This is a genomic window from Mesorhizobium sp. M7A.F.Ca.US.011.01.1.1, from assembly GCF_003998295.1.
Lineage (GTDB): Bacteria > Pseudomonadota > Alphaproteobacteria > Rhizobiales > Rhizobiaceae > Mesorhizobium.
The window spans coordinates 16,225-36,019 of record NZ_RZRT01000034.1; the positions used below are offsets into that span (position 1 = coordinate 16,225).

The 19,795-nt window shown below is 63.2% G+C and carries 23 protein-coding genes; 12 read left to right on the forward strand and 11 right to left on the reverse strand.

Annotated elements, in window-relative coordinates; genetic code table 11:
• Window positions 1–54 precede the first annotated feature (54 nt).
• From EOA13_RS25070 to mdh, 3 genes are read right to left on the reverse strand one after another with little or no spacing between them, the layout of a single operon-like run.
• Entirely contained in the window at window positions 55–426 is a 372-nt protein-coding gene (locus EOA13_RS25070) for a cupin domain-containing protein (protein ID WP_127296324.1), read from the reverse strand.
• Between the two features lie 4 nt (window positions 427–430).
• The gene (gene sucC, locus EOA13_RS25075) at window positions 431–1,624 is read right to left on the reverse strand and encodes an ADP-forming succinate--CoA ligase subunit beta (protein ID WP_127296325.1); all 1,194 of its coding nucleotides are present in this window, start codon (window positions 1,622–1,624) and stop codon (window positions 431–433) included.
• Window positions 1,625–1,667: 43 nt separating this feature from the next.
• Window positions 1,668–2,636, reverse strand: coding sequence for a malate dehydrogenase (gene mdh / locus EOA13_RS25080; protein ID WP_013528846.1), 969 nt, complete (start codon window positions 2,634–2,636; stop codon window positions 1,668–1,670).
• Window positions 2,637–2,871: 235 nt separating this feature from the next.
• On the opposite strand from mdh, the gene EOA13_RS39420 reads away from it, so the two are divergent.
• The gene (locus EOA13_RS39420; RefSeq protein WP_281040875.1) at window positions 2,872–2,994 is read left to right on the forward strand and encodes a hypothetical protein; all 123 of its coding nucleotides are present in this window, start codon (window positions 2,872–2,874) and stop codon (window positions 2,992–2,994) included.
• Window positions 2,995–3,043: 49 nt separating this feature from the next.
• On the opposite strand, the gene zapE is transcribed toward EOA13_RS39420, so the two are convergent.
• The gene (gene zapE, locus EOA13_RS25090) at window positions 3,044–4,243 is read right to left on the reverse strand and encodes a cell division protein ZapE (protein ID WP_127296326.1); all 1,200 of its coding nucleotides are present in this window, start codon (window positions 4,241–4,243) and stop codon (window positions 3,044–3,046) included.
• A 53-nt stretch (window positions 4,244–4,296) separates the two neighbouring features.
• Entirely contained in the window at window positions 4,297–4,836 is a 540-nt protein-coding gene (locus tag EOA13_RS25095) for a protease inhibitor Inh/omp19 family protein (protein WP_127296327.1), read from the reverse strand.
• Window positions 4,837–5,096: 260 nt separating this feature from the next.
• On the opposite strand from EOA13_RS25095, the gene EOA13_RS25100 reads away from it, so the two are divergent.
• The 8 genes from EOA13_RS25100 to EOA13_RS25135 all read left to right on the forward strand — a co-directional run bounded on the left by EOA13_RS25100 (window position 5,097) and on the right by EOA13_RS25135 (window position 12,452).
• Complete coding sequence (locus tag EOA13_RS25100; protein ID WP_127296328.1) at window positions 5,097–6,116, forward strand: MBL fold metallo-hydrolase; 1,020 nt, start codon at window positions 5,097–5,099, stop codon at window positions 6,114–6,116.
• Window positions 6,117–6,199: 83 nt separating this feature from the next.
• The gene (locus tag EOA13_RS25105) at window positions 6,200–6,361 is read left to right on the forward strand and encodes a DUF1328 family protein (RefSeq protein ID WP_013528842.1); all 162 of its coding nucleotides are present in this window, start codon (window positions 6,200–6,202) and stop codon (window positions 6,359–6,361) included.
• Window positions 6,362–6,457: 96 nt separating this feature from the next.
• Window positions 6,458–7,342: a diaminopimelate epimerase gene (gene dapF / locus EOA13_RS25110; RefSeq protein ID WP_127296329.1), complete on the forward strand. Its 885-nt coding sequence runs from the start codon at window positions 6,458–6,460 to the stop codon at window positions 7,340–7,342.
• Window positions 7,342–8,655, forward strand: coding sequence for a tRNA (N(6)-L-threonylcarbamoyladenosine(37)-C(2))-methylthiotransferase MtaB (gene mtaB, locus EOA13_RS25115; RefSeq protein WP_127296330.1), 1,314 nt, complete (start codon window positions 7,342–7,344; stop codon window positions 8,653–8,655). The genes dapF and mtaB overlap by 1 nt, the downstream gene beginning before the upstream one ends.
• Before the next feature lie 12 nt (window positions 8,656–8,667).
• Entirely contained in the window at window positions 8,668–10,473 is a 1,806-nt protein-coding gene (gene ftsY / locus EOA13_RS25120) for a signal recognition particle-docking protein FtsY (RefSeq protein WP_127296331.1), read from the forward strand.
• A gap of 61 nt (window positions 10,474–10,534) precedes the next feature.
• Window positions 10,535–11,212: a septation protein A gene (locus EOA13_RS25125; protein WP_127296332.1), complete on the forward strand. Its 678-nt coding sequence runs from the start codon at window positions 10,535–10,537 to the stop codon at window positions 11,210–11,212.
• A gap of 51 nt (window positions 11,213–11,263) precedes the next feature.
• Entirely contained in the window at window positions 11,264–11,884 is a 621-nt protein-coding gene (locus tag EOA13_RS25130) for a pyridoxamine 5'-phosphate oxidase family protein (protein WP_023811295.1), read from the forward strand.
• Between the two features lie 37 nt (window positions 11,885–11,921).
• The gene (locus EOA13_RS25135; protein WP_127296333.1) at window positions 11,922–12,452 is read left to right on the forward strand and encodes an NADPH-dependent FMN reductase; all 531 of its coding nucleotides are present in this window, start codon (window positions 11,922–11,924) and stop codon (window positions 12,450–12,452) included.
• Between the two features lie 276 nt (window positions 12,453–12,728).
• Here the strand turns inward: EOA13_RS25135 and EOA13_RS25140 are convergent, their stop codons facing one another.
• Window positions 12,729–12,935 carry a 4-oxalocrotonate tautomerase family protein gene (locus EOA13_RS25140; RefSeq protein ID WP_023811297.1) on the reverse strand — a complete coding sequence of 69 codons (207 nt, stop codon included), beginning with the start codon at window positions 12,933–12,935 and terminating at the stop codon, window positions 12,729–12,731.
• Between the two features lie 73 nt (window positions 12,936–13,008).
• Window positions 13,009–13,929 (reverse strand): SMP-30/gluconolactonase/LRE family protein, encoded by a 921-nt coding sequence (locus EOA13_RS25145; protein WP_127296334.1) that lies wholly within the window; start codon window positions 13,927–13,929, stop codon window positions 13,009–13,011.
• Window positions 13,930–13,985: 56 nt separating this feature from the next.
• On the opposite strand from EOA13_RS25145, the gene EOA13_RS25150 reads away from it, so the two are divergent.
• Window positions 13,986–14,207, forward strand: a complete 222-nt coding sequence (locus tag EOA13_RS25150; RefSeq protein ID WP_127296335.1) for a hypothetical protein — start codon at window positions 13,986–13,988, stop codon at window positions 14,205–14,207.
• A complete protein-coding gene (locus tag EOA13_RS25155) occupies window positions 14,204–14,371 on the forward strand; it encodes a hypothetical protein (protein WP_013528833.1) in 168 nt (55 codons plus the stop codon). Before EOA13_RS25150 ends, EOA13_RS25155 begins: the two co-directional genes overlap by 4 nt.
• Before the next feature lie 272 nt (window positions 14,372–14,643).
• Here the strand turns inward: EOA13_RS25155 and EOA13_RS25160 are convergent, their stop codons facing one another.
• The 4 genes from EOA13_RS25160 to ccmA all read right to left on the reverse strand — a co-directional run bounded on the left by EOA13_RS25160 (window position 14,644) and on the right by ccmA (window position 16,809).
• On the reverse strand, window positions 14,644–15,225 hold the full coding sequence (locus EOA13_RS25160; RefSeq protein ID WP_127296336.1) for a DsbE family thiol:disulfide interchange protein: 582 nt from the start codon (window positions 15,223–15,225) through the stop codon (window positions 14,644–14,646).
• Entirely contained in the window at window positions 15,222–15,389 is a 168-nt protein-coding gene (gene ccmD / locus EOA13_RS25165) for a heme exporter protein CcmD (protein WP_127268184.1), read from the reverse strand. The genes EOA13_RS25160 and ccmD overlap by 4 nt, the downstream gene beginning before the upstream one ends.
• A 123-nt stretch (window positions 15,390–15,512) precedes the next feature.
• Window positions 15,513–16,178, reverse strand: coding sequence for a heme exporter protein CcmB (gene ccmB / locus EOA13_RS25170; RefSeq protein ID WP_127296337.1), 666 nt, complete (start codon window positions 16,176–16,178; stop codon window positions 15,513–15,515).
• A gap of 25 nt (window positions 16,179–16,203) precedes the next feature.
• Window positions 16,204–16,809, reverse strand: a complete 606-nt coding sequence (gene ccmA / locus EOA13_RS25175) for a heme ABC exporter ATP-binding protein CcmA (RefSeq protein ID WP_127296338.1) — start codon at window positions 16,807–16,809, stop codon at window positions 16,204–16,206.
• A gap of 280 nt (window positions 16,810–17,089) precedes the next feature.
• Here ccmA and acnA point away from each other — a divergent pair, with 280 nt between their 5' ends.
• Window positions 17,090–19,780 (forward strand): aconitate hydratase AcnA, encoded by a 2,691-nt coding sequence (gene acnA, locus EOA13_RS25180; RefSeq protein WP_127296339.1) that lies wholly within the window; start codon window positions 17,090–17,092, stop codon window positions 19,778–19,780.
• The last annotated feature ends 15 nt before the right edge of the window (window positions 19,781–19,795 follow it).

The following is a 19,795-nucleotide window of genomic DNA, read 5'->3' on the forward strand; positions in this document are numbered from 1 at the left end:
TCCTGCGCCTACTTCACACAGTATATGTGTAACTGTGTGGCAGTCGCAAGTTCGTTACAGCCGCTTCAGGTCGGCGACGGTGAGGTCGCTTTTGGCATTGCCGGTGTTGAGCGTCGTTGCCGGCTCGAACATCAGCACCACGGGTTCCGCGGTCAGCGAGCGCGGCCGGTGTTCGACGCCGCGCGGCACGACGATGAAATCGCCCTCGCCGAGCTCGACCGGACCGTCGCGGAAATCGATGGCGATACGCCCGCGCAGCACGAGGAAGGCTTCGTCCTCATTGTCATGCGCATGCCAGTCGAACATCTCGCCGAACTTGGCGACCTTCGCCTGGCTGTCGTTGACATCGCCGGCGATATGCGGATCGAAAACCTTGCTGATGGTCCGATCGGCCGCCTCGACGAGGTTTATCTTGCGCGGAGGCATCCGCTCAGCCCTTCACCGCCGCCACGATCTTCTTGGCTGCGTCGTCGAGATCATCGGCCGACACCACGTTGAGACCGCTGTCGTTGATGATCTTCTTGCCAAGCTCGGCATTGGTGCCTTCCAGGCGCACCACCAGCGGCACTTCCAGGCCGACTTCCTTGACCGCGGCAATGACGCCCTCGGCAATGATGTCGCACTTCATGATGCCGCCGAAGATGTTGATCAGGATACCCTTGACCGCCGGATCCTTGGTGATGATCTTGAACGCAGCCGTCACTTTTTCCTTCGACGCACCGCCACCGACATCGAGGAAGTTGGCGGGCTCGGCGCCATAGAGCTTGATGATGTCCATCGTCGCCATCGCAAGGCCGGCGCCGTTGACCATGCAGCCGATATTGCCGTCGAGCGCGACATAGGCGAGGTCGTATTTCGACGCCTCGATTTCCTTCTCGTCCTCTTCGGTGGTGTCGCGCAGTTCGAGCACGTCGGGGTGGCGGAACAGCGCGTTGTTGTCGAACGACACTTTCGCGTCGAGCACGCGCAGCCGGCCGTTCTTCATGACGATCAGCGGGTTGACCTCGAGCAGGCTCATGTCCTTCTCGACGAAGGCCTTGTAGAGGATCGGGAACAGCGTATCGCCGTCCTTGGCCGCATCGCCGTCGAGCTTGAGCGCGCCGTTGAGCGCCTTCAGGTCGGCTGCCGTGACGCCTTTTTCCGGATCGATGGCGACGGTGATGATCTTTTCGGGCGTGTCATGGGCGACCGCTTCGATGTCCATGCCGCCTTCGGTCGAGACGACGAAGGCGATGCGGCCGACCGAACGGTCGACCAGGATCGACAGATAGAGCTCGCGTTCGATGTCGGCACCGTCCTCGATGTAGAGGCGGTTGACCTGCTTGCCGGCCGGACCGGTCTGCTTGGTCACCAGCGTGTTGCCCAGCATCTCGTTGGCGTTGGCGACGACGTCGGCCACCGATTTCGCCAGCCGCACACCGCCCTTGGCGTCCGGGCCGAGCTCGGTGAATTTGCCCTTGCCGCGGCCGCCGGCATGGATCTGGCTCTTCACCACATAGAGCGGGCCCGGCAGCGCCTTGGCGGCGGCTTCCGCTTCGCTCGCCTTGAACACCGGCACGCCTTCGGCCACCGGCGCGCCAAAGCTCTTCAGCAGCGCCTTGCCCTGATACTCATGGATGTTCATCTGGATGGTCTCCGGATCGACTGGGGGTTCACTTACTGGAGATTCATTTGGAGGCGAGTTGCGGCGCGATCTTGACGCAGGCCTCGGTCAGGCCCTGCACCGTCGCCACAGAGGAGTCGAACATCTTCTGCTCGCTCTTGTTGAGTTCGATCTCGATGATGCGCTCGACGCCGCCGGCGCCGATCACCACGGGAACGCCGACATAGGTGTTCTTGACGCCATACTGGCCGGAGAGATACGCCGCGCAGGGCAGCACGCGCTTCTTGTCCTTGAGATAGGCTTCAGCCATCGAGATCGCCGAAGCTGCCGGGGCATAATAAGCCGAACCGGTCTTGAGCAGGCCGACGATCTCGGCGCCGCCGTCGCGGGTGCGCTGTACGATCTGGTCGAGCTTCTCCTTCGAGGTCCAGCCCATCTTGATGAGGTCGGGCAGCGGAATGCCCGATACTGTCGAGTAGCGGATCATCGGCACCATGGAATCGCCGTGGCCGCCGAGCACGAAGGCGGTAACGTCCTCGACCGAGACCTTGAATTCCTCGGCCAGGAAATAGCGGAAGCGCGCGCTGTCGAGCACGCCGGCCATGCCAACGACATGGCTGTTGGGCAGGCCTGAGAACTTCTGAAGCGCCCAGACCATGGCGTCGAGCGGGTTTGTGATGCAGATGACGAAGGCCTTCGGCGCGTACTTCTTCAGCCCGGCGCCGACCTGTTCCATGACCTTGAGGTTGATGCCCAGAAGGTCGTCGCGGCTCATGCCGGGCTTGCGCGGCACGCCGGCGGTGACGATGCAGACGTCGGCGCCTTCGATGCCGGCATAGTCGTTGATTCCGGTGAGCCTGGAGTCGAAGCCATCGACAGGCGACGACTGCGCGATATCGAGCCCCTTGCCCTGCGGGATACCTTCGGCAATATCGAACAGCACCACGTCGCCGAGGTCCTTGAGGCCGATCATGTGAGCGAGCGTGCCGCCGATCATGCCAGAGCCGATAAGCGCTATCTTGTTGCGTGCCATATGAGGATGTTTTCCCTTTGTCGGTGACGACGTCTCAAATCTCTGGTGATTTGATGGCGGCGTCGAAGAAGAGTCCGGAATGCTGCGGGGAACCGCGAATTTTCGCCGCACCCAATAGCCCCGGCATGGAAAAAATTCAAACGATTATTTTGGTGTCAGTGTTTTCAATCGGTTAGATCATTTGGGATTTACGTAAACGTCAAAGTTTATAAGCCGGCTTGAGAAGAAGTAGCCGATGAAGATGGAAATCGTAAGGCTGGATGCTGGCGATGACACCCTTGTGATGGTGGTCGCCAAGGATGTGTTCGACGAGCAGGTCAGGCCGGATCGGCTGGCTCGACAACAACAGAGCCCTTGATCGTGCTGGCGAGATAGAGGCGCGCGAAGGAACGCTACGGATCCGATTTCTAGGCCTGCGCCTGCTGTCCCTCTGGCGCCGGCTTCCCTTTCTGCCGCTCCGCCCAATCCTCCAGCCAGTCGCGGCTTTGCATCTCGATCAGCCGCGATGCGGTGCGCTCGAACTCGAAGACTTCGACGCCGCGCTTGGCCACATAAAGCTGTGGCGGCTGCGCTTCGGCGCTCACCACCAGCCGCACATGATGGTCGTAGAGCGTGTCGACCAGAAGGATGAAGCGCTTGGCCTCGTTGCGCTTGCCTTCGCCGAGCACCGGGACGTGGTCGATGAAAATGGTTGAGAAGCGCCCGGCGATCGCGAGGAAATCACGCGCGCCAAGCGGCTTCTCGCAGAGATCGGCGAAGGAGAACCGCGCCGCATCGCCCGCCGCACGCGGCACGATCACCTGCCGCCCTTTGAGGGCAATCGATGTCTCGGCGGTCGGCGCGCCCCGCGTCATGGCTTGCCAGGCCTCGTCGAGTAGCTGGTCCGCCGCCGCATCGGCCGGCGTCACATAGACCGGTGTCCGGGCGAGCTTTTCCAGCCGGTAGTCCTTGTCGGCGTCGAGCGCCAGCACCTGTGTGTGCCGCTCCAATATGCCGATGAAGGGCAGGAAAAGCTGGCGGTTCAGCCCGTCGGTGTAGAGGTTTTCCGGCGCCACATTCGAGGTGGCGACCAGCACCACGCCGCTGGCAAACAGCGCCGAAAACAACCTGGACAGGATCATCGCGTCGGCAATGTCGGTGACCGAGAACTCGTCGAAGCACAGCACCCAGGCTTGCTCCGCAAGGGCCTTGGCCACCGGCGGGATCGGATCCTCTTCCCTGACGTCGCCATCCTTGCGCGCCTGCCGGTGCTTCTGGATACGGTCCTGCACGTCGGCCATGAAGTCGTTGAAGTGGACGCGGCGCTTGCGCCGCACCGGCAGCAAGTCGAAGAACATGTCCATCAGCATGGTCTTGCCGCGGCCGACGCCGCCATGGATGTAGAGGCCTTTGACGGCCTCATGCGTCTGGCGCTTGCGGGCGAACAGCCAACCCAGCGCGCTCGACTTATGCGCCAGCCGCTTGGCCGAAATCTCATCGGTCAGCCGGTCGAGCGCCGCAACGATCCGTTCCTGCGCCGGATCGCGGTCGATCGTACCGGTTTCCACCAGATGGTCGTAGCGCTGCCTGACGGTCGCATGGGTCTGGAGGCCGTCACGCAGATGCATCGGTCACGTCGTTCTGGAGCGATTCCGGGAACCGGAATTGCGTAAAACAAAAACTATCTCGTAAGTGAAATCGGCTGGCCGTTGGAAGTCTGGCCGTCGAATTTCGAGCCGCCCGAGGAATAGAGCCGCGCCAGCGCACCGCCGCTCTCGTCATAGAGCGTCAGCTGCTTGCCGGCGACGTTCCACGACTTGATGCCGTCCATCGGCGCCGGGCAATGCAGCGGACCGGCGCGGAAGCCGGCGCCGAATTTGGTCTGCGGTGTCGCCACCTTGCAGCTCTGGCCCGCAACGCTGGCGTTCCAGACACCGGCAACGCTGGCGGCGGTCACGTCCGAAGCGCCGGCTGGCGCCGAACCGTCCGAAGGCAGCGCGGCGACCTGCGTGTTTGCGGGAGCGGTCGGGAATTGCGACGGGTCGGTGGTGCCGGGCGATGCTGGCGGCGGCAATTGGTTCGCCGTCACCTTGCCGGCGGGCGCGGCCTCCAGCGGTGCCGGCTGCTGGTCATCCATCGAGGAAAAACGTGAGGTCGAACAGCCGCTCGCCACGAGCGCCGCCAGCGATATGGCCACCAGACCGGTCTTCGAAAAAGTCATTCCAACCTCCGTCGGATCCGGCTGGGGGGAAGCCGTCCGCACAATCTCACCCCCACCAAGATGGAGAAGGTGGCGAAATTTCAACCCGATATGGTTAAAATACAGTTTGCAGCCAGAAGTGTTGCAATTTTATCGCAATGGGACGGCTGACCGCTTGTCGCGCGTCGCTTGGGATTCCAGTCAACACTTCGTCGGTGGACGCTTGCGCGAACCGCCTTAGCGCCTATGTCTGGAAAACGAAACCCTGCTGGAGCCGCAAATTGGCCGCGAGAAAGACTGCCGCCAATCGCTATTACAGCGGCCCGCCCAGCGACCATTTCGACGGCGCATTGTTCTTCAATCCCGACGGCCAGCCACCCGGCCGTTTCGCCGACCTGCTGAAATGGCAGTTGAATGGCCAGCGCTCGAAATGGCCGGCGAGCGATGCAAGCCCCTTTCCGCAGGCGAAACCGACGGCTCGGGTCGAGGGCGCCGCGCTGGAAGTGACCATGGTTGGTCATTCCACCTTGCTGGTCCAGACGGCCGGTCTGAACATTCTTACCGATCCGGTGTGGTCGCTGCGCGCGTCGCCGCTTTCCTTCGCCGGACCAAAACGCATCAATGCGCCAGGCATCGCCTTTGCCGACCTGCCGCCGATCGACCTCGTTCTGGTCAGCCACAACCACTATGACCATCTCGACCTCGCCACGTTGAAGCGGCTGAAGGGCGGCCACGACCCGCTGGTGCTCACTCCGCTCGGCAACGACGCCATCATCGAAGCCGCCGTGCCAGGCATGCGACTGTCGGCGCATGACTGGGGCGACAGGGTCGAGATCGGCAATGGCGCCGCTGTCCATGTCGAGCCGGTGCATCACTGGTCGGCGCGTGGCGCCCGCGACCGGCGCATGGCGCTGTGGGCCGGCTTCGTCGTCGAAACACCTGACAGCAGGCTCTATTTCGCCGGCGACACCGGCTTTCACAATGGCATCAACTACCGGCTGATGGCCGAGAAACATGGCGGTTTCCGCTTCGCCATCCTGCCGATCGGCGCCTATGAGCCACGCTGGTTCATGGCGCCGCAGCACCAGAACCCTGGGGAAGCGGTGCAAGGTATGACGCTGTGCAATGCCGCCCATGCCGCCGGCTGCCACTGGGGCACTTTCCAGCTCACCGACGAGCCGATCGACGAGCCGGCGCGCAAATTGACCGAGGCGCTTGACGATCAAGGCATCGCACGCGAGCGCTTTCGCGCCTTGCGGCCGGGCGAGGTCTGGGACGTACCGGAGCACATAGCGCCCTGATCCGCATCGGTTTCGACGGAACCCCAGCGCGGCAACCGCGTTTTCAAGTGGTTGAAAAGTCTGTCGGTTTGCGAGGCATTGCCATGCTCAAATGGATCATCATTCTCCTGATCGTCGCCGCGGCGGCGAGCCTGCTCGGCATGCCGGCTCTGGCAGGTGCGGCCGCCACCGGTGCGCGCATCCTTATCGGCATCGTTCTGATCATCTTCCTGCTGGTGGTGCTGGGCATTTTCGCCGTCACATAAGTCCGGCGCTTTCGCCGTGACCAAGCCGCGGCGCACTGGTAATTCCTGCCCGTTTCCGCCATATAGCGCCAAACGGACACGGAATTTTTCGGAGCAATGGCCAGCACTGCCCCTTTCGCCAAGATGAACGGCATCGGCAACGAGATCATCGTTGCCGATATGCGTGGCCGTGCCGATCGGGTGGCGGCGGCGGCGGCGATTACGCTGAACGCCGATGCCGCGACCAGCTTCGACCAGATCATGGCGATCCATGACGCCAGGACGCCGGGCACCGCCTTTTTCATCGACATCTTGAATTCCGATGGAACCAGCGCCCAGGCCTGCGGCAATGGCATGCGCTGCGTCGTCCAGGCGCTCGCCGCCGAGACCGGCCAGAAGATCTTCACCTTCGAAACCGTGGCGGGCATCCTCAATGCGCGCGAACATGCCGACGGTTCGATCTCGGTCGATATGGGCACGCCGCGCTTCGGCTGGCAGGATATCCCGCTGGCCGAGGAGTTCCGCGACACCCGGATGATCGAGCTGCAGATCGGCCCGATCGACGCGCCGGTGCTGCATTCACCCTCGGTCGTCTCGATGGGCAATCCGCACGCCATCTTCTGGGTCGACAATGACGTCTGGTCCTATGAGCTCGACCGCTTCGGCCCGCTGCTCGAGAACCACCCGATGTTCCCCGAGCGCGCCAACATAACCATCGCTCAGGTTACTTCGCCCGAAACCATGATCATCCGCACATGGGAGCGCGGCGCCGGCCTGACCAAGGCCTGTGGCTCGGCCTCCTGCGCCGCCGTGGTCGCAGCCGCCCGTACCAGCCGGACCGGCCGCAGCGTTAGCCTGTTGACCCCCGGCGGCGGTACGCTGCATGTCGAATGGCGCGACGATGACCATGTGGTCCTGACGGGCGCTGCCGAATGGGAATTTTCCGGCAGCTTCGACCCGTCGAACGGGACATGGGCCCGCGACACTGAAAGCGCGGCCTGATGTCCGCTCTGCCCAAGAGCCCGATATCCCCGGGAATCGATATCGTCACCTTCGGCTGCCGGCTCAACACCTATGAATCGCAGGTGATGCGGCGCGAGGCTGAAAGTGCCGGCCTGAGCGCGCTGGAAGGTGGCGCCGTGATCTTCAACACCTGCGCCGTGACAGGCGAAGCAGTGCGCCAGGCCAAACAGGCGATCCGCAAGGCCCGCCGCGACAACCCGCGGGCGCGCATCATCGTCACCGGCTGCGCCGCGCAGACCGAGCCTGAAAAATTCGCCGCCATGGACGAGGTCGATCTCGTGCTTGGCAATGAGGAGAAGCTGAACGCCAACTCCTATCGCGCGCTGCCGGATTTCGGCGTCAACGACACCGAGAAGGCGCGCGTCAACGATATCTTTTCGGTGCGTGAGACCGCAGGCCACATGGTCGACGCCATCGAGGGCCGGGCGCGCGCCTTCGTCCAGGTGCAGAACGGCTGCGACCACCGCTGCACCTTCTGCATCATTCCCTACGGCCGCGGCAATTCGCGCTCTGTGCCCATGGGCGCCGTGGTCGAGCAGGTCAAGCGGCTCGCCGGCAACGGCTATGCCGAGATCGTGCTGACCGGCGTCGACATGACATCATTCGGCGCCGATCTGCCGGGCGCACCGAAGCTCGGCAGGCTGGTGAAAACAATCCTGAAACAGGTGCCCGACGTGAAGCGGCTGCGGCTGTCGTCGATCGATTCGATCGAAGCTGACGACGATTTGCTCAATGCCATCGCCACCGAGCCCAGGTTGATGCCGCATTTGCATCTGTCGCTGCAATCGGGCGACGACATGATCCTGAAGCGGATGAAGCGCCGCCATCTGCGCGATCAGTCGATCCGCTTCTGCGAGGATGTGCGCAAGCTGCGCCCCGGTATCGTCTTTGGCGCCGACATCATCGCCGGTTTCCCGACCGAGACCGACGAAATGTTCGAGAACTCGGAGAAAATCGTCGAGGAGTGTGGCCTGACCCATCTCCACGTCTTCCCCTTCAGCCCACGCGAAGGCACGCCCGCCGCGCGCATGCCGCAGCTCCGCCGCGAGGTGGTCAAACAGCGCGCCGCCCGGCTGCGCGCAGCCGGTGAAGCTGCGTATATCAGGCATCTGTCGTCGCTCACCGGTACGCGTCAGTCGATCCTGATCGAGCGCGACGGCCTTGGCCGCACCGAGGGTTTTACGCTTGCCGCACTCGGCACGGGCGCACCGGGTGAGATCGTCGAGGCTGAGATATCAGGCCACGATGGTATCCGGCTGATCGCGGCGCCGCTTGCCGCCCGCGCCGCCTGAGAAACGCAAAGCATGGCTGGTTTTTTCAAGAAGATATTTTCGTTCGGCAAGAAAGAGGTGGTCGAGGAGCGGATCGACGAGACCGCCCCGCTGCCGCCGATCAAATGGGAAGCACTCGATGCGCTGAAGCCGGCGGCCGAACAGGTCGTTCCGGAGTTCTTGAAGCGCGACGAGCCGCGGCCCGAGGCGGAAACGACGCCGACGCCGGCCGAGCCGGAGATAATTCCTGCGCCGCAGCCGGCGCCTGTCGAGGAACCGGTGCCCGAGCCGGAGCCAACCATCCCGCCAGTACCAGAGCCGGCTGTTCCCTCAGAGCCAGAACCTCTGCCGGAGCCCGAGCCGGAAGAAGAACCAGCGCCCGAGACGCCTGCTGAGCCGCCGGCGCCCGAGGAGATACCAACACCTCCCGCCGTTCCGAAGCCTACTCCCGAACCGCAGCCGCAAGAAGTCCCTACTCCGGCGCCGGCCGAGCCGGAGATCGTCCCGTCGCGGCCGGAAAAGCAGCCGGAGCCGGCCCCGGTCGAAGTGCCGACGCCTGTCGAGGTTCCGGCAGAAACACCAGCCCCGATCGAGGTGCCGACCCCGGCGCCGTCCCCTCTTCAGCCATCTTCAGAGGCCAGCGCCGCCCCTCATCCGCCTGCCGGGACCTTCTCCCCGTATAGTGACGGGGAGAAGGGCGAAGTTTCAGCGCCGACGCCCAAAGCTCCGACTGCCGAAATACAGGCGCCCATTCGCCAGCCTGCGCCGATCGAATCGCAGCCGGTCATTGCGGAAATCGCGCCCGAGCCGCAGTCTCTTCCACAACCCGCGCCGGAGCCGAAAGCCGCCCCCGGCAAGGTGACCGTCACCAAAAAGGTCGAGCAGAAGGCCGAGCCGCAGAAGGCACCGGAACCGGCACCGAGGCGCTCCTGGTTCCAGCGCATGAAGGACGGGCTTGCCCGCTCCTCCAAGGAACTCACCGGCAACATTGCCGGTGTCTTCACCAAGCGCAAGCTGGACGAAGAGACTTTGCAGGACCTGGAGGATGTGCTGATCCGCGCCGATCTCGGCATGGAGACGGCCTTGCGCGTTACCGACGCGCTGGCCGCCAGCCGCTACGGCAAGGACGTTTCCGACACCGAGGTCCGCGCCATCATGGCGGCCGAGGTTGAGAAGGTGCTGACCCATGTCGCCATGCCGCTGGAGCTCGACCTCTCGCACAAGCCGCATGTCATCCTGGTGGTCGGCGTCAACGGCACCGGCAAGACCACCACCATCGGCAAGCTCGCCGCCAAGCTCACCGATGGCGGCCTGTCGGTGATGCTCGCCGCCGGCGACACGTTCCGCGCCGCTGCGATCGAGCAGCTGAAGATCTGGGGCGAGCGGACGAAATCGCCGGTCATCGCCTCCAAGATCGGCGCCGATGCCGCGGGGCTCGCCTATGACGCCTTCGAGAAGGCCAAGGAGGCCGGTTCCGACGTGCTGATCATCGACACCGCCGGCCGCCTGCAGAACAAGACCGAACTGATGGCGGAGCTCGAAAAGATCGTCCGCGTGCTTGGCAAACTCGACCCGGAAGCACCGCACACCGTGCTGCAGACAGTCGACGCCACCACCGGCCAGAACGCGCTCAACCAGGTCGAGATCTTCCGCAATATCGCCGGCGTCAACGGCCTGGTGATGACCAAGCTGGACGGCACGGCGCGCGGCGGTATTCTGGTGGCGATCGCGGCAAAGCACAAATTGCCGGTCTATTTCATCGGCGTCGGCGAACAGGTCGACGACCTCGAACCTTTCTCGGCAAGCGAATTCGCCAGGGCGATCGCTGGAGTGGCCTAACAAGCATGGCCCAAAAAGTTGCAGACTTTTTGGATCAGATCATGCGCAAGAAAGAGATTCCATGAACCCACCCATTCTCGAACGCGATCCGTCGGACCCGCAGAAGCAGAAGAAGGAAGGCGTCAATCCGCTGCTCAAGCTGGTGCTGGAGCTGGGTCCGTTGATGGTGTTCTTCTTCGCCAATGCGCGCGGCGGATGGCTGGTGCAGAAATTCCCTGTTCTGGCCGAGTTCGGCGGGCCGATCTTCGTCGCCACCGGGCTGTTCATGGCCGCCACGGCAATCGCCCTGATCGCCTCGTGGCTGCTCACCCGCACCTTGCCGATCATGCCGATGGTGTCGGGCGTCGTCGTCTTCATCTTCGGCGCGCTGACGCTCTATCTGCAGGACGACATCTTCATCAAGATGAAGCCGACCATCGTCAACACGCTGTTCGGCGGCGTGCTGCTCGGCGGGCTCTACTTCGGCAAGTCGCTGCTTGGCTATGTCTTCGATTCGGCCTTCAGCCTCGACGCCGAAGGCTGGCGGAAACTGACCTTCCGCTGGGGCCTGTTCTTCCTGTTCCTGGCCATCGTCAATGAGGTGGTGTGGCGCAATTTTTCCACCGACGCCTGGGTTACTTTCAAGGTCTGGGGCATCATGCCGATCACGCTTCTGTTCACCTTCAGCCAGATGCCGCTGATCCTGCGTCATTCACTCGAGGACAAGGCCGGCAAAAAAGAAGAGAGAACCGGAAAGTAGAAAAAGCGGTTCTGCGTTCGTGAAACAATGAACCGTTCTGGGGAGAGGGACATGGAATTCATCACCACGCGCGACCAGTTGAGGACGATCTACAAGACGCCACGGCCGACCGACGGTTCTATCCGCAAGGAGCTGAAAAAACTTGACGGCCATTGCCGCTCCTTCATCGGCAAGAGCCCGTTCGTGCTGATCGGCTCGTCCGACGGTGCCGGCAACGCCGACGTGACGCCGAAGGGTGACAAACCGGGCTTTGCCACCGTTCTCGACGACACCACCATCGCCATTCCCGACCGGCCCGGCAACAACCGGCTCGACACGCTGGAGAACATTCTCCTCAATCCCTCTGTCGGGCTGCTCTTCCTCATTCCCGGCATGAACGAGACGCTGCGCGTCAACGGCGATGCCCGCATCACCGTCGACGCAAATTTGCGCGAGCGGCTCGCCGTTGACGGCAGGGAACCGCAAAGCGTCGTCGTGGTCAGCGTCAAGGCCGCCTACATGCATTGCGCAAAAGCCTTCATGCGCTCGGACCTGTGGAAGCCGGAAACCTGGTACGACCGTGCGACGCTGCCGACGCTCGGCCAGATCATGCGCGATCAGCTGGCGGTTGCCGATTCCGCCGAGGCGACCGACCGCTGGCTCGACGAGGAATACAAGAAGACGATGTGGTAGGTTTTTCGACCCTACGATTCGTCCTGACTGGTCCATCTTGCTGAACATTCTTGCCATTTCCGGAAGCCTGCGCGCGGCTTCCAGCAATTCGGCCCTGATCGCAGCACTGGCGCGCAACGCACCGCCCGGCTGCCGCGTCAGCGTCTATGACGGGCTTGGCTGTCTGCCGATCTTCAATCCCGACGACGAGGGCGAGCGGACGCCGCTCGAAGCCTCCGAATTGATCGATGCCGTCACCCGAGCCGACGGCGTGATCGTCTCCTGTCCGGAATATGCCCATGGCGTGCCGGGCGGGCTGAAGAACGGGCTCGATTGGCTGGTCTCGCGCGACGCCGCCGTCGCCAAGCCGGCTATGCTGGTGCACGCCTCGCCGCGCTCGCTGTTTGCCCGCGCCGCACTGGCCGAGATCATGCGCACCATGTCGTTCGCGCTTTGCGACGATGTGCTGGAGATTGCCCTGCTCGGCAAGAAGCCGCCGGAGGTCGAGAGCATCCTGGCGGAGCCGGCGAACCGGCTGGCGATGCGCGATTCGCTGAATGCTTTCGCGGACTTTATCCGCGCCCGTTGAGTGCCGACCCACCACGCATTCGTCATCCTAGGGCGAAGCAAGGAGCGAAGCGACGCGGCGCAGACCCTAGGATCCATGCCGCGACCTTTGCCGAGAATGCATCGGTCCAAGAAGGGCAGCCTAACGTTGGATACTACACGGACCGCCAAAGACAGTATTGCACCGTTGTGCCCTGCTCGAAAGTCGCGGCATGGATCCTTGGGTCTCCGCGACGTCGCTTCGCGACTGCTTCGCCCTAGGATGACGAAGGAAAGGGGCTTCGCCATGCCTTCGAAATCAACCCTTTCGCAGCGTCTCCACATCCGTCTTCCCAACATACCAATCGCGCGCATTGACCTCTTCAAAAACCACCCAGACATCGTCGTTGCTCAGCCCGGTGGCGTCCATGATGGCCGCCGTGACCTTTTTGGCGATGTCCGCCTTCTTGCCCGCCGGATCGGCTGATATCACTTCCTTGACGATGCGGATGTTGACGAATGGCATTTTGTCCTCCCGGGATGTTCGTGCTCGCGACCCGCTTCGATGAAACCGTCGAACGGCCGCCAGTGCTCCAGTCTCAGTATGTCTTGGCGCCGTTGACCATCAGCCGCACCATGTAGAGCGACGTGGTGCCGGCGATGTAGAGGCAGTTCAGCTTGTTGCCGCCGAACACGCAATTGGCGGTGACTTCCGGTACCTTGACCTTGCCGATCAGCGTGCCGTCCGGATCGTAGCAATGGATGCCGTCGGCGGCACTGGTCCAGATGCGGCCGTCCTCGTCGAGCCTGAAGCCGTCGAACAGGCCGGCGGTGCAGTCGGCGAAGACTTTTTCGCCCGAAACCTTCTTGCCGCCCTTGCCGACATTGAACACCCGCATATGCGCCGGATTCTGCCCGCCATGCGTGCGACCGGTATCGACGACATAAAGCTTGCTCTCGTCGAGCGAGAAGGCGAGCCCGTTGGGCCGGACCATGTCGGTGATGACGGCTTCGACCTCGCCGGTGCCGGAATCGACCCGGTAGACATGACAGGCGCCGATTTCGCTCTCGGCCCTGTCGCCCTCATAATCCGTATCGATGCCGTAGCTCGGATCGGTGAACCAGATAGAACCGTCGGATTTCACCACCGCGTCGTTGGGCGAATTCAGCCGCTTGCCCTTCCATTTGGCGGCGATCGTGGTGACCGAGCCGTCGAACTCGGTGCGGCTGACACGGCGGCCCGAATGCTCGCAGGTGATCAGCCGGCCCTGCCGGTCGACGCTGTTGCCGTTCGAATTGCCGGACGGTTGCCGGAAGACGCTGACATTGCCGTCAGTCTCGTCATAGCGCAGCATGCGGTTGTTGGGGATATCGGACCAGACGACATAGCGGCCGGCGGCGAACCAGGCCGGCCCCTCCGCCCACTGGCATCCGGTGAACAGCTTCTCGACCTGCGCGTTGCCGTTGAACAGGCGCGCGAAGCGCTGATCGAGAATTTCATAATAGTCTGCGGCCGCCATGCTTTTCCTCCGGCATCAATGACACCGGATCAAGCCAGCCGGAGGGACAGAAGGCAATGTGGGTACGCACAGTGTCATGCAAAAAGCGCAGCCAAGACAAATCGCTTGCCGGCTCCGCGCATGACGTCAACGCCGCATTAACCGGCTATGCGCTGGGCGCAATGGTGCATTGCAACATCTTCTTTTTGCAACGCACCATTACTATGTCATGCTTCGTATCGATCAAGGGAGGAAGAAACGGCCGCCGAAACGCGGCGCTAAAAGGAACCTTGCTATGATCCTCGACAGTCTCATGACCCGCGCTCGCAACAGCATTGCCAAGCGCAAGCACTACAACCGCCTGGTCGCCGAAATCGACAGCTTTTCCAGCCGCGATCTGGCCGACATGCGCGCCGACCGCTCGGAAATGCTCTACCAGATCCACAAGCAGATCTACGGCTGAGCATTCGGTCAGCCCATCACGTTCGTCATCCTTGGGCGTAGCGACGCGAAGCGTTGCGAAGACCCCAGGATCCATGCCGTGATTTTCGAGCACCACAGCGGTGCAGAATTTGTTTTGCGATAATCCGTGATTTCGCGCTGGCAAGCGCGCGTTTCGGACCGCGGTATTTCCCGGCGAATGTCGCGGCATGGATCCTAGGGTCTGCGCTGCGTCGCTCCGCTCCTTGCTTCGCCCTAGGATGACGAAGCTACGCGTATAGGCGCGTCGCGACGTCAGTTCGACGCCGCCAGCGCCTTGTCTATCTGTGGCAGCAAGAGATCTCTCGCCGTCTCGGGCGTCAGCGGGCCGACATGCTTGTAGGCGATCTTGCCGTCCTTGCCGATGACGAAGGTTTCCGGCACGCCATAGACGCCCCAGTCGATCGCCGCGCGGCCCGCTTCGTCGACCCCTATCGCCTGGAACGGATTGCCGAGATCGCCGAGGAACCGGCGTGCGTTTTCGGGCCGGTCCTTGTAGTTCAGCGCCGCCATGGTGAAACGCTTGTCCTGCGACAGCGCCAGAAGCACCGGGTGCTCTTCGCGGCATGGCGCGCACCATGACGCAAAGACGTTGACCAGCGTGACCTTGCCGGCGAAGGATTTCGAATCGAGCCCCGGCAGGTTTGAGCCCTCCAGCGCCGGCAGGCTGGTTTGCGGCGCAGGCAGGCCGATCAGCGCCGACGGCACTTCCGAAACATCGCGCCCCGACAGCAGCTGCGATAGGAACAGTCCGGCCAGGCCGAGGAAGATCAGCAGCGGCAACAGCACGAACAGGCGGCGACTGCGTGGGGGCGGCGTTTCCGTTTCGGTGCTCATGGCTTTGCCGCCTTGTCGGAGCGCCGCCGCACGCCGGACGCCTCCAGTTCGGCAAGCTCGCGCTTGCGCGCCCGCTGGTCGAGCAGGATCCAGCCGATCAATCCGGCCAGCACCACGGCCGTGATGCCATAGGCGGCGGTCACGTAGAGTGCATGCGCGCTCATGCGGCAGGCCCCGCTGAAGTGCGGCCTTCCAAGCCGATCATGTCGCCCAGTCTAGACATGCTTTTCCTTAGCCTCGCTCCGTCGGCTTCGCAATCGGTCGCCGCGCCGCAGTCATACGCCGCGTCAATCCGTGCCATGGCGCAGCGCCAGCGCCGCCGAGACCGGACCCAGCACGCCAAGAAACAGGGTCAGCGCGGCAAGAATGAGGAAGGGCTGCAGAAACGGATCGGGATTGGCGGTCGCCCCATAGCTTGCCGAAACGCCGAAGATCAGCACCGGAATGGTCAGCGGCAGCACCAGCACCGAGATCAGCAGCCCGCCACGCGGCAGCGCCACTGCCACAGCAGCACCGGCGGCGCCGATGAATGTGATGGCCGGCGTGCCGACCAGCAGCGTCAGCGCCGTGGCGCCGATGCCGAGGGGCTCCATGTTCATGAACAGGCCGAGCAAGGGAGCCGCAATGACCAGCGGCAGCACGCTGCCCGCCCAATGCGCCAGGCATTTCACCAGCACCGTCAAGGCCAGCATGTGGCGATCATTGCCGAGTACCAGGAGATCGAGCGACCCGTCCTCGCGATCGGCTTGGAACAACCGGTCGAGCCCGAGCAGGCAGGACAGCAGCGCGCCGATCCACAGGATGGCCGGTCCGATGCGGGCCAGCAGCTTCAGGTCCGGCCCGACACCGAACGGGATGGTGGCAATGACGGCAAGGAAGAAGATGACCCCGGTCAGCGCCCCGCCGCCCGCACGGATGTTGAGGCGGATGTCGCGCAGGAAGAGGGCTAGCATGGTATGAGATGCTCGCGCGCCATCATCAACCCGTTTCCCCCATCCTCAACTCCATCCCCTCGATCCCCAGCGGCAGATGCGTCGCCGCGACAATCATCCCGCCATCCGTGCAATGCTTGGCCATCAACCCCGCAAACCGCGCCTCCGACGCCTTGTCCAGCCCTGCTGTCGGCTCATCCAGCAACCACAATGGCCGGTGGCTGACCAGCAGTTTCGCGATCGCCGCCCGGCGCCGTTGCCCGGTCGATAGATAGCCGAACGGCAAATGGCCGATGCCACCGAGCCCGACCGTTTCCAGCGCCTCTTCGACACCGAGCTGTCCGTCGCCGTTGAAGTCGCGCCAGAAGCGCAAATTCTCCGCCACGCTGAGCGCCGGCTTCATTGCGTTCTGGTGGCCAAGGTAGTGACAGGCCGAGGCAACAGACGGAAACGCTTCGCCGCCACCCTCGATCCTCACGCTGCCTTGCGCCACCGGCAGCAGCCCGGCGATGACCCGCAGCAGGGTCGACTTGCCCGATCCGTTCGGCCCGGTGACGATGAGCGCCCGACACTCCTCCAAGGCAAAATCGATGCCGGAAAACACCGCCTCGCCGCCTCGCTCGCCGCACAGATTTTCGGCGATCAGCCGCATTCCTCGCCTGCCCTGAAACCATGTGTCGCGGCCGCTGCCGCATCGCACAAATTTGCTTTCCAACTGTCTAGAACTATTCCAGAAAATTCTCTATATGCGGTGCATCCGTGCCAGCGGTCGGCACGGGAACAGAATTAGCGCCGAACCAGCGCACGCGCCGCCTTGAACGGCTCGGGTTGCTTGGGAACGGACAGCGGAAATGGCCGTACCCGCACCTTTGCGCGTGATTGCATGCCATCGGCGTCCGTTCCCTTTCAGGCTGAACAGACAAGGATCGCACGTGTCAAAATCCCTCGACAGTTTCAATTGCCGCCGCACGCTGACCGCAGGCGGCGCGGAGTATGGCTATTTCGACCTCATCGAGGCCGAGAAGAACGGTCTCACCGGCATCTCGCAGCTGCCCTATTCGATGAAGGTGCTGCTGGAAAACCTGCTGCGCAACGAGGACGGCCGCTCCGTCACCAAGGAATCGATCCAGGCGGTGGCCGGCTGGCTGACCGACAAGGGCACCGCCGGTGTCGAGATCGCCTATCGCCCGGCCCGCGTGCTGATGCAGGATTTCACCGGCGTTCCGGCCGTGGTCGACCTTGCCGCGATGCGCGACGCCATGGCTTCGCTCGGCGGCGATCCGCAGAAGATCAACCCGCTGGTGCCGGTCGACCTCGTCATCGACCATTCCGTCATCGTCGACGAATTCGGCACGCCGATGGCTTTCGCTCGAAATGTCGAGCTGGAATATGAGCGCAACGAGGAGCGCTACAAATTCCTCAAATGGGGCCAGCAGGCATTCCGCAACTTCCGCGTCGTGCCGCCCGGCACCGGCATCTGCCATCAGGTCAACCTCGAATATCTCGGCCAGGTGGTGTGGACCAACACCGAGGACGGCGAAACGACAGCCTATCCCGACACCTGCGTCGGCACCGATTCGCACACCACCATGATCAACGGCCTTGGCGTGCTCGGCTGGGGCGTTGGCGGCATCGAGGCCGAGGCGGCCATGCTCGGCCAGCCTGTCTCCATGCTTTTGCCTGAGGTGATCGGCTTCCGCCTCACCGGCAAGCTCAAAGAAGGCGTCACCGCCACCGACCTCGTGCTCACCGTCACCCAGATGCTGCGTAAGAAGGGCGTCGTCGGCAAGTTCGTCGAGTTCTTCGGGCCGGGCCTCTCCAACATGACGCTGGCCGACCGCGCCACCATCGGCAACATGGCGCCCGAATATGGCGCCACCTGCGGCTTCTTCCCGGTCGACTCGGAAACCATCCGCTATCTCACAATGTCCGGCCGCAGCGAGGACCGCATCGCGCTGGTCGAGGCCTATGCCAAGGCTCAAGGAATGTGGCGTGAGACCGGCTCGACCGATCCGGTGTTCACTGATCTGCTCGAGCTGGAACTTGGCTCCGTCGTCCCGTCGATGGCCGGACCCAAGCGGCCCGAGGGCCGCGTCGCCCTGGAAGGCATTCCGGAAGGTTTCGCCAAGGCGATGGAGACCGAATACAAGAAGGCCGCCGAAATCTCCAAACGCTACGCAGTCGAAGGCACCGACCATGATCTCGGTCATGGCGACGTCGTCATCGCCGCCATCACTTCGTGCACCAACACCTCGAACCCGAGTGTGCTGATCGGCGCCGGCCTCCTGGCCCGCAACGCCAACCGCCTCGGTTTGAAGCAGAAGCCATGGGTGAAGACCTCGCTGGCGCCGGGCAGCCAGGTGGTCGCCGAGTATCTGGAGAAATCCGGCCTGCAGAAGGAACTCGATCAGATCGGCTTCAACCTGGTCGGCTTCGGCTGCACCACCTGCATCGGCAATTCCGGCCCGCTGCCGGCGCCGATCTCGAAGACCATCAACGACAAGGGCCTGATCGCTGCCGCGGTCTTGTCCGGCAACCGCAACTTCGAAGGCCGCGTCTCGCCCGACGTGCAGGCGAACTATCTGGCCTCGCCGCCGCTGGTCGTCGCGCACGCGCTGGCCGGCACCGTCACAAAGGACCTGACCACCGAGCCGCTCGGCGAGGACAAGAACGGCGAGCCGGTCTACCTCAAGGATATCTGGCCGAGCTCGGCCGAGATCCAGGAGTTCATCGAGAAGAACGTCACCCGCGAGCTGTTCGCCCGCAAATATGCCGACGTCTTCAAGGGCGACGAGTACTGGCAGAACGTCAAGGCGCCGGAAGGCCAGACCTATGCCTGGGACGACAACTCGACCTATGTGCAGAACCCGCCCTATTTCGCCGGCATGACGTCAGGTTTCGGCAAGATCGGCGACATTAAGGGCGCCCGCGTGCTCGGCCTGTTCGGCGACAAGATCACCACCGACCACATTTCGCCGGCCGGATCGATCAAGGCGGCCTCGCCGGCCGGCAAATACCTCACCGACCACGGCGTCGGCGTCGCCGACTTCAACCAGTACGGCACGCGGCGCGGCAATCACGAGGTGATGATGCGCGGCACCTTCGCCAACATCCGCATCCGCAACCACATGCTGGGCGAGAACGGCCGCGAGGGTGGCTACACCATCCACTACCCGTCGAAGGAAGAGGAATCGATCTACGACGCGGCGATGGAATACAAAAGGGAAGGCGTGCCGCTGGTTGTCTTCGCCGGCGTCGAATACGGCAACGGCTCGTCGCGCGACTGGGCGGCCAAGGGAACCAATCTCCTTGGTGTCCGCGCGGTCATCGCCCAGTCCTTCGAGCGCATCCATCGCTCGAACCTGGTCGGCATGGGCGTTATCCCCTTCGTCTTCGAGGAAGGCACCTCATGGGCATCGCTCAACCTCAAGGGAGACGAGCTGGTCGAGATCGACGGCTTGAGCACCATCAAACCGCGCCAGACGATGATCGCCAAGGTCACCTATGGCGACGGCACGGTGAAGAATGTGCCGATCATCTGCCGCATCGATACGCTGGATGAGCTCGATTACTTCAAGAACGGCGGCATCCTGCAATACGTGCTGCGCGATCTCGCAGCTTAGTAGGGAGTAAGGGAG

Bases quoted from the DNA above. Each gene is read 5' to 3' on its own strand.
- EOA13_RS25070 (WP_127296324.1), bottom strand. From the start codon at position 426: ATGCCTCCGCGCAAGATAAACCTCGTCGAGGCGGCCGATCGGACCATC.
- ccmB (WP_127296337.1), bottom strand. From the start codon at position 16,178: ATGCTAGCCCTCTTCCTGCGCGACATCCGCCTCAACATCCGTGCGGGC.
- EOA13_RS25140 (WP_023811297.1), bottom strand. From the start codon at position 12,935: ATGCCATTCGTCAACATCCGCATCGTCAAGGAAGTGATATCAGCCGAT.
- dapF (WP_127296329.1), top strand. From the start codon at position 6,458: ATGGCCAGCACTGCCCCTTTCGCCAAGATGAACGGCATCGGCAACGAG.
- EOA13_RS25155 (WP_013528833.1), top strand. From the start codon at position 14,204: ATGATCCTCGACAGTCTCATGACCCGCGCTCGCAACAGCATTGCCAAG.
- sucC (WP_127296325.1), bottom strand. From the start codon at position 1,624: ATGAACATCCATGAGTATCAGGGCAAGGCGCTGCTGAAGAGCTTTGGC.
- ccmD (WP_127268184.1), bottom strand. From the start codon at position 15,389: ATGAGCGCGCATGCACTCTACGTGACCGCCGCCTATGGCATCACGGCC.
- EOA13_RS25095 (WP_127296327.1), bottom strand. From the start codon at position 4,836: ATGACTTTTTCGAAGACCGGTCTGGTGGCCATATCGCTGGCGGCGCTC.
- ftsY (WP_127296331.1), top strand. From the start codon at position 8,668: ATGGCTGGTTTTTTCAAGAAGATATTTTCGTTCGGCAAGAAAGAGGTG.
- EOA13_RS39420 (WP_281040875.1), top strand. From the start codon at position 2,872: ATGAAGATGGAAATCGTAAGGCTGGATGCTGGCGATGACACCCTTGTG.
- mtaB (WP_127296330.1), top strand. From the start codon at position 7,342: ATGTCCGCTCTGCCCAAGAGCCCGATATCCCCGGGAATCGATATCGTC.
- EOA13_RS25145 (WP_127296334.1), bottom strand. From the start codon at position 13,929: ATGGCGGCCGCAGACTATTATGAAATTCTCGATCAGCGCTTCGCGCGC.
- EOA13_RS25105 (WP_013528842.1), top strand. From the start codon at position 6,200: ATGCTCAAATGGATCATCATTCTCCTGATCGTCGCCGCGGCGGCGAGC.
- mdh (WP_013528846.1), bottom strand. From the start codon at position 2,636: ATGGCACGCAACAAGATAGCGCTTATCGGCTCTGGCATGATCGGCGGC.
- EOA13_RS25160 (WP_127296336.1), bottom strand. From the start codon at position 15,225: ATGAGCACCGAAACGGAAACGCCGCCCCCACGCAGTCGCCGCCTGTTC.
- zapE (WP_127296326.1), bottom strand. From the start codon at position 4,243: ATGCATCTGCGTGACGGCCTCCAGACCCATGCGACCGTCAGGCAGCGC.
- EOA13_RS25130 (WP_023811295.1), top strand. From the start codon at position 11,264: ATGGAATTCATCACCACGCGCGACCAGTTGAGGACGATCTACAAGACG.
- ccmA (WP_127296338.1), bottom strand. From the start codon at position 16,809: ATGCGGCTGATCGCCGAAAATCTGTGCGGCGAGCGAGGCGGCGAGGCG.
- EOA13_RS25125 (WP_127296332.1), top strand. From the start codon at position 10,535: ATGAACCCACCCATTCTCGAACGCGATCCGTCGGACCCGCAGAAGCAG.
- EOA13_RS25150 (WP_127296335.1), top strand. From the start codon at position 13,986: ATGTGGGTACGCACAGTGTCATGCAAAAAGCGCAGCCAAGACAAATCG.